This window comes from Desulfofundulus salinus (assembly GCF_003627965.1).
In the GTDB taxonomy this organism is placed as follows: Bacteria; Bacillota; Desulfotomaculia; order Desulfotomaculales; family Desulfovirgulaceae; genus Desulfofundulus; species Desulfofundulus salinus.
The window spans coordinates 2499279-2515513 of record NZ_RBWE01000001.1; the positions used below are offsets into that span (position 1 = coordinate 2499279).

15 protein-coding genes and 1 pseudogene are annotated in these 16235 nt (G+C 57.6%); 1 reads left to right on the forward strand and 15 read right to left on the reverse strand.

From position 1 onward, the window contains the following. Positions 1-31 precede the first annotated feature (31 nt). The 4 genes from ptsP to D7024_RS12680 all read right to left on the reverse strand — a co-directional run bounded on the left by ptsP (position 32) and on the right by D7024_RS12680 (position 3367). Positions 32-1759: a phosphoenolpyruvate--protein phosphotransferase gene (gene ptsP, locus D7024_RS12665; RefSeq protein WP_121452121.1), complete on the reverse strand. Its 1728-nt coding sequence runs from the start codon at positions 1757-1759 to the stop codon at positions 32-34. 201 nt (positions 1760-1960) lie between these two features. Then, complete coding sequence (locus D7024_RS12670; protein WP_121452122.1) at positions 1961-2179, reverse strand: hypothetical protein; 219 nt, start codon at positions 2177-2179, stop codon at positions 1961-1963. A 14-nt stretch (positions 2180-2193) separates the two neighbouring features. Further along, positions 2194-2589: a hypothetical protein gene (locus D7024_RS12675; protein WP_121452580.1), complete on the reverse strand. Its 396-nt coding sequence runs from the start codon at positions 2587-2589 to the stop codon at positions 2194-2196. A 79-nt stretch (positions 2590-2668) separates the two neighbouring features. Continuing rightward, positions 2669-3367, reverse strand: coding sequence for a zinc dependent phospholipase C family protein (locus tag D7024_RS12680; protein ID WP_121452123.1), 699 nt, complete (start codon positions 3365-3367; stop codon positions 2669-2671). A 412-nt stretch (positions 3368-3779) separates the two neighbouring features. Between D7024_RS12680 and D7024_RS12685 the strand changes: the two genes are divergently transcribed. After that, positions 3780-4028, forward strand: coding sequence for a hypothetical protein (locus D7024_RS12685; RefSeq protein WP_121452124.1), 249 nt, complete (start codon positions 3780-3782; stop codon positions 4026-4028). 103 nt (positions 4029-4131) lie between these two features. Here D7024_RS12685 and D7024_RS12690 read toward each other — a convergent pair whose 3' ends face one another. From D7024_RS12690 to D7024_RS12740, 11 genes and pseudogenes are all read right to left on the reverse strand, one after another. Then, a complete protein-coding gene (locus D7024_RS12690; RefSeq protein WP_121452125.1) occupies positions 4132-4995 on the reverse strand; it encodes a CBS domain-containing protein in 864 nt (287 codons plus the stop codon). Beyond that, positions 4995-5366 carry a hypothetical protein gene (locus tag D7024_RS12695; RefSeq protein WP_121452126.1) on the reverse strand — a complete coding sequence of 124 codons (372 nt, stop codon included), beginning with the start codon at positions 5364-5366 and terminating at the stop codon, positions 4995-4997. The genes D7024_RS12690 and D7024_RS12695 overlap by 1 nt, the downstream gene beginning before the upstream one ends. Before the next feature lie 170 nt (positions 5367-5536). Beyond that, positions 5537-6742: an argininosuccinate synthase gene (locus D7024_RS12700; RefSeq protein WP_121452127.1), complete on the reverse strand. Its 1206-nt coding sequence runs from the start codon at positions 6740-6742 to the stop codon at positions 5537-5539. A 1-nt stretch (position 6743) separates the two neighbouring features. Continuing rightward, positions 6744-6926 carry a hypothetical protein gene (locus tag D7024_RS12705; protein WP_121452128.1) on the reverse strand — a complete coding sequence of 61 codons (183 nt, stop codon included), beginning with the start codon at positions 6924-6926 and terminating at the stop codon, positions 6744-6746. A 1-nt stretch (position 6927) separates the two neighbouring features. Next, positions 6928-7863, reverse strand: a complete 936-nt coding sequence (argF, locus tag D7024_RS12710) for an ornithine carbamoyltransferase (RefSeq protein ID WP_121452129.1) — start codon at positions 7861-7863, stop codon at positions 6928-6930. Between the two features lie 63 nt (positions 7864-7926). Beyond that, on the reverse strand, positions 7927-11193 hold the full coding sequence (gene carB / locus D7024_RS12715; RefSeq protein WP_121452130.1) for a carbamoyl-phosphate synthase large subunit: 3267 nt from the start codon (positions 11191-11193) through the stop codon (positions 7927-7929). A gap of 22 nt (positions 11194-11215) precedes the next feature. Further along, complete coding sequence (locus tag D7024_RS12720; RefSeq protein ID WP_121452131.1) at positions 11216-12412, reverse strand: acetylornithine transaminase; 1197 nt, start codon at positions 12410-12412, stop codon at positions 11216-11218. 18 nt (positions 12413-12430) lie between these two features. Beyond that, a complete protein-coding gene (gene argB, locus D7024_RS12725) occupies positions 12431-13318 on the reverse strand; it encodes an acetylglutamate kinase (protein WP_121452132.1) in 888 nt (295 codons plus the stop codon). Positions 13319-13370: 52 nt separating this feature from the next. After that, complete coding sequence (gene argJ, locus D7024_RS12730; RefSeq protein WP_121452133.1) at positions 13371-14585, reverse strand: bifunctional glutamate N-acetyltransferase/amino-acid acetyltransferase ArgJ; 1215 nt, start codon at positions 14583-14585, stop codon at positions 13371-13373. 38 nt (positions 14586-14623) lie between these two features. After that, positions 14624-15667, reverse strand: a complete 1044-nt coding sequence (gene argC / locus D7024_RS12735; protein WP_121452581.1) for an N-acetyl-gamma-glutamyl-phosphate reductase — start codon at positions 15665-15667, stop codon at positions 14624-14626. 415 nt (positions 15668-16082) lie between these two features. Next, a pseudogene (locus D7024_RS12740) lies at positions 16083-16235 on the reverse strand (electron transfer flavoprotein subunit alpha/FixB family protein); the annotation flags it as partial.

Genomic DNA, 16235 nt, shown 5'->3' on the forward strand with positions numbered 1-16235 from the left:
GCTGATCCTTAACCATTGTAACCAAATAGAGCTAAAAATACAAGCGCCGGCTTTTCATCTCCTGTTCTAAAAAGCGGCGAACCTCTTCCGGTGCCGATAACTGCAGGGCCTGCAGGGCCACCTCCCGGGCTTCCTTTAAAGTAACCGCCCGGATTACTTTTTTTATTTCCGGCAGTGAACCCGCGGCAGCACTGAATTGATCCAGTCCCAGACCCAGAAGGAGTAAGGTGGCCAGGGGTTCCCCGGCCATTTCACCGCACATGGCTACCTTTTTACGGCTGTTCCGCGCTGCGTCTATGACGTTTTTAATCAAGCGCAGGATGGCGGGGTGTAAAACCTGGTGCAGGGGATTAATCCCGGCACTGGCCCGGTCCACCGCCAGGGTATACTGCACCAGGTCGTTGGTTCCGATGCTGTAAAAATCAACCTCCGGTGCAAAAAGCTCTGCGGTCAGGGCGGCGGAAGGCACTTCCACCAGCAGGCCCACCTCGATCCGGGGGTCGAATTTTTTCCCGGCCAGTTGCAGTTCTTCCTGTGCCTGGCGCAGCATGCCCTTGGCCCGGCGTAAATCTTCAACCCGGGAGATGAGGGGGAACATCACCTTTACCCTGCCAAAGGCACTGGCCCGCAGGATTGCCCTGATCTGGGTATTAAAAATTTCCTCGAAGTTCAAATTTAATCTTATACCCCGGCAGCCCAAAAAGGGATTGGGTTCATAGTGCATGGGCTGGAAGAAGGGACTTGAGGGACCGGCATAGTCAAGGGTACGGATCACCACCGGTCTTCCCCGCATCTTTTGTACTACCTGCACGTAAAACTCAAATTGTTCGTCCTCGCTGGGCATGGTATCCCGGCCCAGGAAGAGATGCTCGGTACGGAACAGCCCGATTCCTTCCGCCCCCTGGGCCAGGGCGCTGGCCACTTCGCCCGGATGATCGATATTGGCCAGCAGCTGAACGCGGTACCCGTCCCGGGTTTCTGCCGGGAGGTCGGAAAGCATCTGCATTTCTTTTTTACAGGCCAGGTAGGTCTCCCGCCGGTGCTGGTACTCGGCTACCGTGGCAGGATCGGGATTGAGGATGACCGTACCTTTGCTCCCATCGACGATGATGAGATCTCCGTTTTGCACCCGGTGTACGAAGCGGCCCAAACCCACCACGGCCGGTATTTCCAGGGACCGGGCCAGAATGCAGGCCGTACAGGTCCGCCCGCCCCTTTCAATGGCCAGGCCGAGAATGCGGGAACGGTCCAGTTGCATGCTGTCGGGGGCGCTTAAATCCCGGGCCACCACAATGGAATCTTCCTTCAGGCGCGGCACCGGCGTCCAGGACTGGCCGAGCAAAATGCGCAACAAACGGCACCCCACGTCCCTGTAATCGGCCGCCCGCTCACGCAGGTACTCGTCTCCCGAATCTTCAAACATCTGCACATAGTTGGTCACGACTTCACCTACGGCACCCTCCACATTGACACCCGACCGGATGATACTAATCAACTCGGATTCAAAGGTGGGGTCTTCTAAAATCATCAGCTGGGCATGGAAGGTACCCGCCCGGTCCCGGCCGAGATCCGACATGGCCCGGGCGTAAATGCCGGCCAGTTCCTGGTGGGCCTGCCGGAGGGCGTGCTGCAGACGAACCAATTCCTGGTCAACTTCCTGCGGTGAAATGGTTTTCCGCTCAAAATCCAGCTGTTCCGGACGGAAGATGAAGGCCCTGCCAATCGCAATCCCCGGTGCCCCGGCAATTCCTCTCAGCATTTCGCTACCCCCTTGAACTTAAGTTATGTATGGAGAACAAAAATGGCCAGCAGTTGCTGGCATCATTGGCACAATGAGGGCTGCTACTTCTAATATATTTTATTTTAACTTCGACGTGACTGCCTTTTATTCCTGCCTTCCGAACAAACCGAAAAAAATTTAGCTTCCCAAAGCAAGAGCGGGAGGAACTAAACCTCCCGCTCACATTTCATCGCCAATCCCCGGAACGACCTCTTTTTTGTCCTGCCTGGCCTGTTCCAGCAGGGCCAGGGCCTCATCGGAACCCTTTAGATAACCCGAACGCCAAAGGGCCGTTTGCGCCGGGGACAGTACAGGGGCTTCTATCTTTTCACGAATCCTTTCTACAGCTTCATCAAAGCTTTGCGGCGGTTCAAGGCCGTCCTTTTTCCGGCGATCCATGCCCCTAACCCCCCTTAAACCTGCGCCCCGTGTTTTTCCAATATGTCCACGGCTCCCTGGACCTTGTCTTCACTGGTAACAACCGTTACGAGAAACGCCCGGCCTCCCGCCGTACCGTAATCAAACGCAGCCATACCGCTAACCGAAGGATCCGCCGCCTTAAGGACCCGGGATTCGCTATTGGACAGGCTATCGGTACCGTCAGAAAAAAGGGTCAACCCGGTAATGGTTTCCGCCCGGCCGGCGATGGGATTATTGATTTCCGCATCGTCCTCCACACCAAAGCGGGACACCCGGTCCAGGCTGACGGTATCATAGCCGGCGGATCTCAATTCTTCCATGGCCCGCCGGGCTTTAGTGCTGGAAGGAAAGTAGGCCAGGATGGATCGCTCCCCTGGAGAAAGCTGCATCACCATCACTCCCGCCTTCTTTCCCGTTATTATGACCGCTGGCCTTAAAGATCATGCGGAACAGCATGTACGGTTGCAGTTACCCCCGCCGTATGTGCCGGTAAAAAAAGAGCAAAAACCCGGCCGTGGTACGCTGGGCCCGGGGAAGGAGGATGCTGGTGGCCTGATGGTAACTTTCTGCATCGGACGAGGCCCGGACCAGGGGATAATATTCCCTGGCCTCCCATGCATTTGCCGCCACCCATTCTTCAGGGGTATGGCCCAGGTGGTACAGGCCTCCCGAACGCACGCGGTAATAATGCTTTCGCCCCTTAACCCATCTTTCATAATCCAGGTGCCCGTCAAAGAGCTGGCAGCAGGCGTGATGGGGCACACAGGCATCCTGCACCAGATGTACAGCCGCACCGAGCATGAAAAAAGACTTGCGATATTTTCCCCGGTGCCAGAACAAAAGCGCCCTGTCGAAGTACTGCCTGCATTTCTGGGCGGCATTTGCCCATGCCCACACCCCCACCCCCCGCCGGGGATCGAAATGATGGGTGGTGCTGCGCAGGCCCCGGTCTGCCCAGGTGACCCCGGCATCCAGTTGGGCGGCAAACCGGTTAATCAACCGGGCACAATCCCTGTGGCCGTCGTGGTAAAGAATGGCCCGCCCCTGTTCATTGCAAAAAACATGGGTATCACTGGCTCCCAGCACCTGTAAAGGAAGGTGTATGGAAAACAAATAACGGGAGGCAGCGGCCACCGGATGGGTCCACCTGGCAACGTGAACTTTCATTTCCCCACCTCATTGTTATTACCAGAAAGTAACCATAATTGATATTCTCCACGAACCGGGAAAACCCCTTTTATCATTTATACTAGTTGCCTATCGTAAAATTTAATTTTATGTTAACAATTTCTAAAGCGATCGGGAGAACTTGAGATTTTTTCACAATAAGCTTGCCTTTTAGTACCCATATGTTAAAATTATAGTTAAGAAAATTGGTTCCGGCATCCTTCCCCTGGTCAGGGTGAGCCAGTGAAAGCGTGGTGAACAACGGGGACGCCAATGCATACATCTTGTAAGAAGGCTAACGTTTCACAATCACCGGAAAAAGGCTAAATTAGTTCATTGAGCGCAAGAGAATTTCTTTTTCACGAAGAACGCGTATGATAAAACTCATAAACACCCCGTTGGAGGTGACACCATGGCACTTGTACAACATTTCAAGTTTTTTGCTGAAGCCGGTATTAAGTTTACCCCCGTGCCGGGCACGAGCAAGTACCTTATTCAATTCCAGGACGGCAGCAGCGTTTATGTGAATGAACGGACCTTGTTTCATCTCTTGAGCTCCGGGGAGAGCGCGGAAAATATTGTCAAGACCCTGCGGGAAATGAACCCCCCCCGCAACTATCCGGAACGGTACAAAAACCTCTTCCGTGCAAACCAGCGTTGAAAAGCTGCCGGCACTTTTCCACGGCTTTTTCAGTTCCGTAAATTTAGAGGTTTAACTTTCAGGTTTACTCAAATTTCCTTTGTCAATGATTAAAGGTAGGCTCTCATCCCACCTCTTCCAGTTCCACCCACCCGGCTACAACCACCGGGCGTTTTTCTCTTTTGGCTTTGGTGGAAGCCAAACTGGCGAGATTAATCAGATCCCGTACGTTGTGAGTGCCATTGGGCTCCCCACGTACCCGTGACCGCCGCCCGCCAGCCACACCTGCCGATGCGGTAACCTTTATCCCCTGCGGCCAGCTGGCATCGGCAAGCGCCTTTATCATCTGCCAGGACAACTGTTTCGCTTCTTCCAGCAGCCTGACGGTCACCACTGCAAACTCATCGCCCGCATAGCGGCACAGGTAATCAAGCCCTTCGGTGGTAATGCTTTTTAAAATTTTCCCTACCTGCTGCAAAATCTCATCCCCGATAACGTGGCCGAACTCTTTGTCTATCGCCCCGAAGTTATCCAGGTCTAAAAAAATAACGGTTATCTCCTGCCCGCTTTGCAATAGCTCCGCCGCTTTATGCTGCAGGAATTCGGCCCGGTTCAGGCCTGTAAGGGCGTCCACGTGTTTGCCTATTTCCGCATAAAGCCGGGACTTTGTGATTATGCCCACCAGGCGTCCGTTCTCAACCACCACCAGACGTTCAATCCCGTGGCTCTCCATCATTTCCTTGGCTTCCCAGAAGGAGCATTCCGGCGAAACAGCAACTACCTCCCTGCTCATGGCATCAGCCACCAGCCGGTTGGGGTGGCAGTACCTGACATCTCTGGAGGTGATAATACCTGCAAGCTTCCCGTCTTCCACCACCGGAAGGCCGCCTATCTTGAGCTCATTCATGAGGACTGCCGCGCGGCCGACACTTTCAAAGGGACCAATGGTGACCGGGTTTTTATGCATGATGTCACCAACACAAAACACTATAAATCCACCGCCCTGTTCACCTGTACGACAACGTTTACCTGGGCTTTGACCACCGTGTTCTCGGCGGCGACCCTCTCCCCTTCTTCCAGGATGACCGGGAGAAATTTCTCCTGGGGCAGAAATTTCAACAACGATTTTTTAAGGACCACTGCTTCGAAAATTTCATGATCAAGGTAAAGGATGTCGTACTGCTCTGGAGTCAGGGCGTCCACCATCCGCCTCACCGCCTCCGGGCCAATGGGCGCCCTTTTCCCTACCAGCAGAACGTCCTGCATGGGCGGGATTTCAAACTCCGATAAACGGATGGTCAACTCAACCTTACGGACCGGATCAGAAGGATGGGAAGCACAGGAGTATTTGGAAGACACCGGCTTACACCTGCCTCTACCTTTTGGGTGTTAACCTCCTGAGTTATAGTATACCGTACGTTCGATATTTAACAAGACGTATCCGCCCGATTCCTCCAATTTACAAAAAAGCGGCCGTTTTTCTTAAAGCCTGGCCGCTAACTGAAAGTTATAAATGGATATACCAGAGTCTACCTTAAACCTGCCTTCTTTTCCATTAACGCCCGCACCTTTAAAGGCAAACCGAAAAGGTTTATAAACCCGGCAGCATCGGCCTGATTGTAAATCTCATCCCGGCTGAAGGTGGCCAGTTCCGGATTGTAGAGTGAATAGGGCGAACTAACCCCCGCGGGGGTGCAGTTACCCTTGTAGAGCTTCATGCGCACCGTGCCGGTCACCGTACGCTGGGTTACCTCCACAAAGGCGTCCAGGGCTTCCCGTAAAGGAGAGAACCACACGCCGTCATACACCAGCTCGGCATAACGGGCGGCCACCAATTCTTTGAAATGCATGGTTATCCGGTCAAGGCATATACTTTCCAGCTCCCGGTGGGCCAGGTAGAGGATGGTACCACCGGGGGTTTCGTATACACCGCGGGACTTCATCCCCACCAGGCGGTTTTCCACCATATCTACCACGCCTATACCGTTGGCACCCCCCAGGGCATTTAACTTTTCCACCAGCGCCACCGGGTCCAGGGCTTCGCCATTGACTTTCCTGGGGACGCCCTTTTCAAAATAAATTTCCACGTAAGTGGGCCGGTCCGGAGCCTTTTCCGGAGGCGTGGTCAGCAGGAGCACGTCGGCGGGCGGTTCCTTGGCGGGATCCTCCAGGTCCCCTCCTTCGTGGCTCAAGTGCCAGATGTTGCGGTCCATGCTGTAAGGGCGTTCCCTGGTCACGGGAACGGGAATCCCCCGGGCCTGGGCGTAGTCAATGGCATCCTCCCGGGAACGGATGTCCCACTCCCGCCAGGGGGCGATTATCTTCAGGTCGGGGTTCAGCGCCTTCACCGCCAGCTCAAAGCGCACCTGGTCGTTCCCCTTGCCGGTGGCTCCGTGGGCCACGGCCTCCGCCCCTTCCCTTTCGGCCACCTCGACCAGCTTTTTGGCAATTAAAGGACGGGCCATGGAGGTGCCCAGGAGGTACTTGCCCTCGTAAACGGCCCCCGCCCGTAAGGTGGGGAAAATGTACTCTTCTACAAATTCCCGCTTTACGTCCTCAATGTATATCTTGCTGGCGCCGCTTTTAATGGCCTTTTCCTCCAGCGGGGCCAGTTCTTCACCCTGCCCCAGGTCGGCCACCATGGCAATGACTTCGTAGCCGTAATTTTCTTTGAGCCAGGGGATGATGATGGATGTATCCAGCCCTCCCGAATAGGCTAATACTACTTTTTTCATACTAACGCTCCTTTCTCCTCAGCCATAGCAAGTACATGACGGCCCAGCCCAGGGTTATGCCGGTAAACCAGGCACCCAGGTGGATGGGCAGGTGGACAAAGTCCCGGTTAATAAAAGCCAGGACCACAATGCCCGCGCCCCCCAGCAGGGCCAGGATGAGCGGCATGCGCGTAATCCGGAACATATCACGCCATCACCAGGGCCAGTACGGCCTTCTGGGCATGCAGGCGGTTTTCCGCCTCGTCCCAGACCACCGAGTGGGGTCCGTCGATGACTTCCGCCGTTACTTCTTCACCCCGGTGGGCCGGCAGGCAGTGCAAGAAGATAAAGTCCGGCCTGGCGTGGCGCACCAGTTCTTCGTTCACCTGGTAGGGGGCAAAAACCTTCTTTCGCTGTTCACTTTCCTGTTCCTGTCCCATGCTGGCCCAGACATCGGTGACCACCACATCCGCCCCCGCAACCGCCGCCACCGGGTCGGTAAGAATTTCGATACGGCTGCCGGTTGACGAAGCGTCGGCCCTGGCCTTCTCCACTATATCAGCCCTGGGCTGGTAGCCGGGGGGTGAGGCCACGCTGATGTGCATGCCTGTTTTGGCACAGCCGAAAAGCAGGGAATGACAGACGTTATTGCCGTCCCCGACATAGGCCAGCTTCAAGCCGGCCAGCCTGCCTTTATGTTCCCGGATGGTCTGCAAATCAGCAAGGATCTGGCACGGATGCAGCAGGTCGGTCAGGCCGTTGATTACCGGGATGTCGGCGTAACGGGCCAGTTCCTCCACATCCGCCTGGGCATAGGTGCGGATCATAATCCCGTCCAGGTAGCGGGAAAGCACCCGGGCGGTATCGGCAATTGACTCCCCCCGGCCCAGCTGCAGGTCGCTGGCATTGAGGTACAGGGCGTAGCCCCCCAGCTGGTACATGGCCACTTCAAAGGAAACCCGGGTGCGGGTGGATGATTTTTGAAAGATCATGCCCAGGGTCTTCCCGGCCAGGTAAGGGTGAGGAATACCCCTTTTTTGTTTGGACTTCAAGTCATCGGCCAGGTCAAGGATGGTCATAATCTCTTCCGGCGTGAAATCATGCAGGGAAAGCAGATCCCGGCCTTTAAAATTTTCCTTCACTGGATTATCCCTTCCTTTACGGGTTCGGTTTTACTGAACATTTAACACATAAGGATAACGGAATCACGGTAAGGCCTCACGCTCCCGGGCCAGCATCCCCGCGGTAAATTCCCGCACGCTTACCGGCTCCGGCTCCTCCCCCTGCTTCAGGCACTGCAGCACCGTTGCCAGCGCCCGGGCGGTATCCATGGACGTCAGGCAGGGCACCCGGTACTCGGCGGCGGTGCGGCGCAGGCGGAAGCCGGGCCGGGCGGGGTGCTTGCCCCGGGTGGGAGTGTTGATGACCAGGTTCACCGCGCCCGAACGCAACAGGCCCGCCACATCCTCCACTTCCTGCACGGGAATGCCGGCGGCAGCAATGGCCCTGGCCGTTCCACTGGTGGCGTAAAGAGTGTAACCCAGGGCCACATACTGGCGGATCACGGGCAATGCTTCAATTTTATCCCGGTCGGCCAGGGAAACCAGCACCGCTTTTGGCGCGGAAGGAGCAGACCCACCGGGCGATTTTGTGCGGTTTATACCCGAAAAGGGACTTAAACCGGCGGCCACCATGGCCTTGTACAGTGCCCGGGGGAAAGTGCGGTCCACTCCCATGACCTCCCCGGTGGACTTCATTTCCGGCCCCAGGGAAATTTCCACCTCGCCCAGCTTTTCAAAGGAAAAGACCGGTGCCTTCACGGTTACATACTCCGAAATCCTGCCCAGGCCCGACCCGTAACCCTGCTCGGCCAGCCTTTTGCCCAGCATGGCCCGGGTGCCCACCTGCACCATGGGCACGGCCGTCACCTTGCTCAAAATGGGCACGGTCCGGGAGGCCCGGGGGTTCACTTCCAGGACATAGATGCCGTCTTTAGCCACCACGTACTGGATGTTTAAAAGCCCGCACACCTTCAGCGCCCGGCCAATCTGCAGGGTGTAGTCCACCACCTGCTCTATTTGCGCCGGGGTGAGGTTCTGGGGCGGGTAAACGGCCATGCTGTCCCCCGAATGCACCCCGGCCCGCTCGATGTGCTCCATGATGCCAGGGATAAAAATGTCCCGGCCGTCCCCTATGCCGTCGATCTCCACTTCCCGGCCCCGGATGTATTTGTCGATCAGCACCGGGTGGTGCGGTGAAACCTGCACCGCCGTTTCCATATATTTTAGCAGTTCCGAAGTGTTGTGGACAATCTCCATGGCCCGCCCGCCCAGCACGTAGGAAGGCCGCACCAGCACCGGGTAACCCAAGCCCTCGGCAATTTGCCGGGCCTGTTCCACGGTAAAGGCGGTACCCCCCTCGGTCTGAGGAATGCCCAGGCGAGACAAAAGGGCACTGAATTTTTCCCGGTCCTCGGCGGCGTCAATGGATTCCACCGGCGTACCGAGCACCTTCACCCCCCGGGCCGCCAGCTCCCCGGCCAGGTTGATGGCCGTCTGGCCCCCGAACTGGACGATCACCCCCAGAGGCTTTTCCTTTTCCACCACGTTGAGGACGTCCTCCAGGGTGAGGGGTTCAAAATAAAGCCGGTCGGCGGTGTCAAAGTCGGTACTCACCGTTTCCGGGTTGTTGTTGATGATGATGGCCTCCACCCCTTCGGCCTGCAAACCCCACACGGAGTGAACCGAACAGTAATCAAATTCGATGCCCTGGCCGATGCGGATGGGCCCCGAGCCCAGGACGATCACCCTGGGACGGGAGGATACCGCCACCTCGTCCACGGTATCGTACGTGGAGTAATAATAGGGGGTGGCGGCTTCAAATTCCGCCGCACAGGTATCCACCATCTTGTAGGCCGGGACAATGCCGAATTCTTTTCGCAACGCCCGCACCCGGTCAAAATCCAAACCGGTCAGGCGGCCGATATGGCTGTCGGCAAAGCCGCAGGCCTTGGCCCGCCGCAAAAGCTCCGGGGAAGGCTCGCTGCCGGCCGCCCGCAGCTCTCCTTCCAGAACCACGATGTTTTTTATTTTCTCCAGGAAGAAGTAGTCTATGGCCGTGAGTTGAAAGATTTCCCGCATGGCCCAGGCCCGGCGGAAAGCTTCGGCAATGGCAAACAAGCGCAGGTCGTTGGGACGGGAAAGCAGTTGCTGCAGTTCCATCTCGCTCCAGCTGCCCGAGCCCTTCCACTGCAGGCTGTCCACGCCAATTTCCAGGGAGCGCACCGCCTTGAGCAGGGCTCCCTCAAAGGTGCGGTCGATGGCCATGACCTCGCCGGTGGCCTTCATCTGGGTGCCCAGGGTGCGGTCCGCGCTGCTGAACTTGTCAAAGGGCCAGCGGGGTATCTTGACCACCACGTAGTCCAGGGCCGGCTCAAAACAGGCGCAGGTTTTCCCCGTCACCGGGTTGATGATCTCGTCCAGCCTCAGGCCGATGGCTATCTTGGCCGCCGTGCGGGCTATGGGATAACCGGTGGCCTTGGAGGCCAGGGCGCTGGAACGGCTCACCCGGGGGTTGACCTCAATCACGTAATAGCGGAAGCTTTCCGGGTCCAGGGCAAACTGGACGTTGCAACCCCCTTCTACCTCCAAGGCCCGGATGATCTTCAGGGCGGCGGAGCGCAACAGCTGGTATTCCTTGTCGGCCAGGGTCTGGGATGGGGCCACCACGATGCTGTCCCCGGTGTGGATGCCGATGGGGTCGATATTTTCCATGTTGCAGATGGTGATGCAGTTGTCGGCCCCGTCCCGCATCACTTCGTACTCTATTTCCTTCCAGCCGGCCACGCTCTTTTCCAGCAGCACCTGGCCGATGGGGCTCATCACCAGCCCCCGGTGGACGATGGCCTCCAGCTCCTGCGGGCCTGTGGCCATACCGCCCCCGGTACCGCCCAGGGTATAGGCGGGCCGGACGATCAGAGGGTAACCGATCTCCCGGGCAAACTCTAAAGCCTGCTCCACGCTGGTGACCGTGGTGCTGGGGGGCACCGGCTCGCCTATGGCCAGCATGGTTTCCTTGAACAACTCCCGGTCCTCGGCCCGGCGGATGCTGTCCAGGGAAGTGCCCAGCAGTTCCACGCCGTACTTTTCCAGCACCCCTTGCCGGGCCAGTTCCACGGCCAGGTTCAAGCCGGTTTGCCCGCCCAGGGTGGGCAGCAAGCCCTGGGGCCGCTCCCGCTCGATTATGCGGGCCACGGTCTGCCAGGTGAGGGGCTCGATATAGATCTGGTCGGCCATGTGGCTGTCGGTCATGATGGTGGCCGGGTTGGAATTCACCAGCACCACCTGAACCCCTTCCTCTTTGAGGGCCCGGCAGGCCTGGGTGCCGGCATAGTCAAATTCCGCGGCCTGCCCGATAATGATGGGGCCGGAGCCGATGACCAGTACTTTTTTGATGTCCTTTCGCCTGGGCATGGTTATCCTCCTGCTGCAAAAGTTACTGTTTTATCTCAGCCAGGACGCCGGCCAGGATTTCCACGGCCCCGTCCACCTCGGCCTCTGTGATAATCAAGGGGGGAATAAAGCGCAGGATGTGATTGTCCACACAGTTAATCAACAAACCGCGGTCCTGGCATTTGCCAACGATCTCCTTGCCTTCGACAGTTAGTTCCATACCCAGCATCAGCCCCAGGCCGCGCACTTCCTTGACGAAGGAAAACCGGCCGGCCAGCTCCAGGAGGCAGTCTTTCAGATAAGCACCCACCCGGGCGGCATTTTCAATGACGCCCTCATTGAGCAGGCATCCCACGGCTGCCAGCCCGGCCGCACAGGCCAGGGGGTTGCCCCCGAAGGTGGAGGCGTGGTCGCCGGGGCTAAAAGCGACGGCCACTTCTTCCTTCGCCACCATGGCCCCGATGGGGAACCCGCCGCCCAGGGCCTTGGCCAGGGTAAAAATGTCCGGCTCCACGCCGTAATGCTGGTAGGCCAGGAACTTGCCCGTGCGCCCCAGGCCGCACTGCACTTCGTCAAAGATCAGCAGGGCATTGTAACGGTCACAGAGCTCCCGGGCGGCCTTTAAGTATTCGGACGTGGCCACGTTCACCCCGCCCTCGCCCTGCACCGGCTCCAGCAGCACCGCGCAGGTGCTGGGGTTTACGGCCCGGGAAAGGGCCTCCACGTCGTTAAAGGGCACGTATTTAAACCCCGCCGGAAGGGGCTCAAACCCCTTCTGGTACTTGGGCTGGGCCGTGGCGGTGATGGCCGCCAGGGTGCGGCCGTGGAAGGACTTCAGGGCGGTGATAATTTCGTATTTCTCCTGCCCGCCGTGAATTTTACCGTACTTCCGGGCCAGCTTGATGGCCGCCTCGTTGGCCTCGGCACCGCTGTTGCAGAAAAACACCCGGTCCCCGCAGGAATTTTCCACCAGCAATTGGGCCAGTTTCGCCTGGGGTTCAATATGGTACAGGTTAGATACATGCATCAATTTCCGGGCCTGGGAGGCTATGGCCTCCACCACCGCCGGGTGGCAGTGGCCCAGGGAGCAAACGGCCAATCCGGCCACAAAGTCAAGGTACTCCTTCCCTTCCGCGTCCCAAACCCGTGCCCCCTGCCCCCTCACCAGGGCCAGGGGCAGGCGCCCGTAGGTACGCATTACATATTTATCAGTAAGCTCGATAATTTCCGCGCTGGTCATGTCCATTCCCCTCCTGCTTCACCGGACCACCATGGTGCCGATGCCTTTATCCGTGAACACTTCCAGCAAAATGGAGTGGGGCACCCGCCCGTCCAAAATGTGGGTGGTGTTGACGCCGCCGTAAAGGGCCCGGGTACAGCACTCCACCTTGGGAATCATGCCGCCGTCAATAATGCCCCGGGCAATTAAATCAGGCACATCGTCCGCCCGGATCACTGAAAGCAGCGAATCCTTGTTTTCCCTATCTTCCAGAATGCCTTCCACGTCGGTAAGGATAATTAATTTATCCGCCCCCAGGGCCACCGCCAGCTCCCCGGCGGCGGTATCGGCGTTGACGTTGTAGCTTTCCCCTTCGGGGCCCACCGCCACGGGAGCCACCACGGGAATATAGCCCTCATTGATCAAGGTATGGACGATGGCCGGGTTGACCTTTTTCACCTGCCCCACGCAGCCGATGTCCACCATTTCCACCGTCCCGTCGGGCTGGTATACCCTGCCGGGTTTCTTCACCGCCTGAAGCAGGCAGGCATCCTTGCCGGAAAGGCCCACCGCCTTGCCGCCAATGCGGTTGATCAGGGAGACGATTTCCTTGTTCAGCTTGCCCGCCAGGACCATTTCCACTATTTCCATGGTTTCCTCGTCGGTAACCCGCAGGCCGCCCACAAAGCGGGATTCGATACCCAGCTTCTGGAGCATGGCCGTAATTTCCGGTCCCCCGCCGTGGACAATTACCGGGTGCATGCCCACGTACTTCATTAAAACCACATCGGTGAGCACGGCCTTTTTCAGCCCGCAGTCCACCATGGCGTGGCCGCCATACTTGATGACCACGGTCTTGCCGTAGAACTTCTTTATGTAAGGCAGGGCCTCCACCAGGATGGCCGCCTTCTCCTGTGCGCTGAGCAATCAGATACCTCCCCCGGTTTACTTATCCTTAAAAACCCAGGATAACAGGCCGTTATGTCCGGTAGCTGGCATTAATGTTCACATATTCGCCGGTCAGGTCGCAGCCCCAGGCCGTGGCCTCATATTCTCCCGACTTTAAATCCACCAGCACCCGCACCTCACGGCCCGCCAGCACAGACGAGGCTGCTTCCTCGTCAAAGGATAAAGCCACCCCATCCCTGGCCACCATTATATCACCCAGGTATATATCCACCCGGTCAGGATCAAAGTGCGCCCCCGAGTAACCCGCAGCGCAGATAATGCGCCCCCAGTTGGCATCCTGACCGTATATGGCCGTTTTGACCAGGTTGGAAGCCACCACTGCCCGGGCGGCCAGACGGGCATCCCTTTCGCTGGCGGCATTGATCACCTTCACTTCCAGCAATTTGGTGGCCCCTTCGCCATCCCTGGCCACCGCCCGGGCCAGCCGGGTGCATACCTCGGTGAGGGCGTCCCGCAGCAGGTGATAATCTTCATTTTCGGCGGTAATTTCCGGGTTACCGGCCTGGCCGTTGGCCAGGGCCAGGACCATGTCATTGGTGCTGGTATCCCCATCCACACTGATCATATTAAAGCTGCGGTCCACCGCATGACGCAGCATTTCCTGCAGGCAGGGTGCGGATACGGCCGCATCGGTGGTAATAAAGCAGAGCATGGTGGCCATGTTGGGATGAATCATTCCGGAACCCTTGGCCATACCCCCGATGGTTACCGTGTACCCGCTTAAGGTAACGGAAAGTGCGGTTTCCTTGGGCTCGGTATCGGTGGTCATAATGGCCTCAGCGGCGGCCGCGCCCCCACCGGAGCTCAACTCCCGGGCCGCAGCGGCAATACCCGGCAGAATGCGGTCCATGGGCATGGGCTGGCCGATGACCCCGGTGGAGGCCACCAGGACATCCTCCTCGGGAATATTCAATACCCGGGCCGTTTCCTGCGCCATGGCCCGGGCATCCCTGATACCCTGCTCCCCGTTGCAGGTATTGGCATTGCCGCTGTTCACCACCACCGCCCGGGCGCGCCCCCTCGCTATACGCTCCATGGTGACCAGCACAGGGGCACCCTTCACCAGGTTAGTGGTGAACACCCCGGCAGCCCGGGCCGGAACCTCGGAAAAAATTAAGGCAATATCCCGTCTTCCTTTATACTTCACCCCGGCAGCCACTCCCGCGGCCAGAAAACCCTGCGGGGCAGTGACACCGCCGCTCTTCTCTTCCCATGTTCTGGCCAAGCCAGCATTCCTCCTTATTCACTACGTCGTTAAATTGTCTACGGATATACCCCCGGACCGTAAAGCCCCGTATCCTCCGCCAGCCCGAACATTATATTCATATTCTGGACCGCCTGGCCGGCGGCTCCTTTGATCAGGTTATCGATGGCGGAAATGATTACCACCCTGCCGGTACGCCGGTCTACCACCAGGCCTATGTCACAGTGGTTGGAGCCGGCCACCATTTTGGTCGCCGGCAGCATGCCGGCGGGCAACACCCGGACAAACTTCTCCTGCCGGTAAAATTCCCGGTAGAGGGTCAAAATTTCCTCCGTGCTCTTCAGCCGGGTCAGCCGGGCGTAGATGGTGCTCAAAATACCCCGGATCATGGGCGTCAGGTGGGGGGTAAAGGAAACCAGCACCTTTTTGCCGGCCAGGGCGCTTAATTCCTGCTCGATCTCAGGGGTGTGGCGGTGCACGGCCACCCCGTAGGCCTTGATGCTCTCGTTAACCTCGCAATAATGGGTGTTCAGGGACAACCCCCGCCCGGCCCCGGAAACGCCGGATTTGGAATCAATGATAATGGTACCGGTTTCCACCAGGCCCTCTTTTAACAGGGGAGCCAGGGCAAGAATCACGCTGGTGGGGTAACAACCCGGATTGGCCACCAGCCGGGCGGAACGGATTTCGTCCCGGTGGATCTCCGGCAAGCCGTACACCGCCCGGGGCAACAGCTCCGCGGCTGTGTGTTCGACCTTATACCAGTCCTGGTAAACTACAGGGTCGTGGAGGCGGAAATCCGCTCCCAGGTCCACCAGGGCTTTTCCCCCATCAATGACTTCCCGGGCCACGGCCATGGCATGGCCGTGGGGCAGGGCCGTAAATATAACGTCGCTTCTGGCCACCAGGGCCGGCAAATCTTGCTCCTCGCAAACCAGGTCCACATACCCGTAAAGGTGGGGGTAAACCTCCCAGAAAGCCTTGCCGGCATAACTCTGGGTGGTCAATCCCACCAGCTCCACCTGCGGGTGGGCACTTAACAACCTGACCAGTTCGGCACCGGCATAGCCGGTGGCCCCGATAATGCTTGCTTTAATAACCATAACCGTCTGGTGCAACCCGGGCAGCCCGAAGGGCCGGGGCTCCAGGTCACCCTTTAAGACTCCTTTCTATAAGGGAATGCTTTATAATTATACAACTGATTGTATAAAAATACAATCTCAAAGACAAGATAAAAATTACCCGGCTGGATCAATTTCATTTTGCAAAGGCGCGCAAAATCCCCTGTACTATTTATAGCCAGATTTTGTTATTATTGTTATTATCGGGATCGGCATTAGATGGGGGTACGGGCTTTGTAGTTTTGCCACCAGAGCGGCAAAGGCCGGGGACAAGCCCAAGGCCACCGGGCTCAAAGTCGCACCCAAGCTTGTCACCGTTAAAACAGGGTTTACCTTTCTTCAGGTAATTTTTAAGCCATTGCCAGTAAATGAATGACGGGGCGGTTAAAACCGCCCCTTACTGGTTTTGTTCCGCCCGTATTTTTTTAAACTCCCGGGTAAGCAGGGGCACCACCTCAAAGAGGTCACCCACAATCCCGTAATCGGCCACCTTGAAGATATTGGCTTCCGGGTCCTTGTTTATAGCCACAATCACCTTGGATGAGCCCAT

What these genes read in the sequence shown, in the direction of transcription:
- D7024_RS12700 (WP_121452127.1), bottom strand. Translation starts at nt 6,742, where the DNA reads ATGAAAAAAGTAGTATTAGCCTATTCGGGAGGGCTGGATACATCCATC.
- D7024_RS12705 (WP_121452128.1), bottom strand. Translation starts at nt 6,926, where the DNA reads ATGTTCCGGATTACGCGCATGCCGCTCATCCTGGCCCTGCTGGGGGGC.
- D7024_RS12680 (WP_121452123.1), bottom strand. Translation starts at nt 3,367, where the DNA reads ATGAAAGTTCACGTTGCCAGGTGGACCCATCCGGTGGCCGCTGCCTCC.
- carB (WP_121452130.1), bottom strand. Translation starts at nt 11,193, where the DNA reads ATGCCCAGGCGAAAGGACATCAAAAAAGTACTGGTCATCGGCTCCGGC.
- D7024_RS12720 (WP_121452131.1), bottom strand. Translation starts at nt 12,412, where the DNA reads ATGACCAGCGCGGAAATTATCGAGCTTACTGATAAATATGTAATGCGT.
- ptsP (WP_121452121.1), bottom strand. Translation starts at nt 1,759, where the DNA reads ATGCTGAGAGGAATTGCCGGGGCACCGGGGATTGCGATTGGCAGGGCC.
- D7024_RS12670 (WP_121452122.1), bottom strand. Translation starts at nt 2,179, where the DNA reads ATGGATCGCCGGAAAAAGGACGGCCTTGAACCGCCGCAAAGCTTTGAT.
- argC (WP_121452581.1), bottom strand. Translation starts at nt 15,667, where the DNA reads ATGGTTATTAAAGCAAGCATTATCGGGGCCACCGGCTATGCCGGTGCC.
- D7024_RS12685 (WP_121452124.1), top strand. Translation starts at nt 3,780, where the DNA reads ATGGCACTTGTACAACATTTCAAGTTTTTTGCTGAAGCCGGTATTAAG.
- D7024_RS12675 (WP_121452580.1), bottom strand. Translation starts at nt 2,589, where the DNA reads ATGCAGCTTTCTCCAGGGGAGCGATCCATCCTGGCCTACTTTCCTTCC.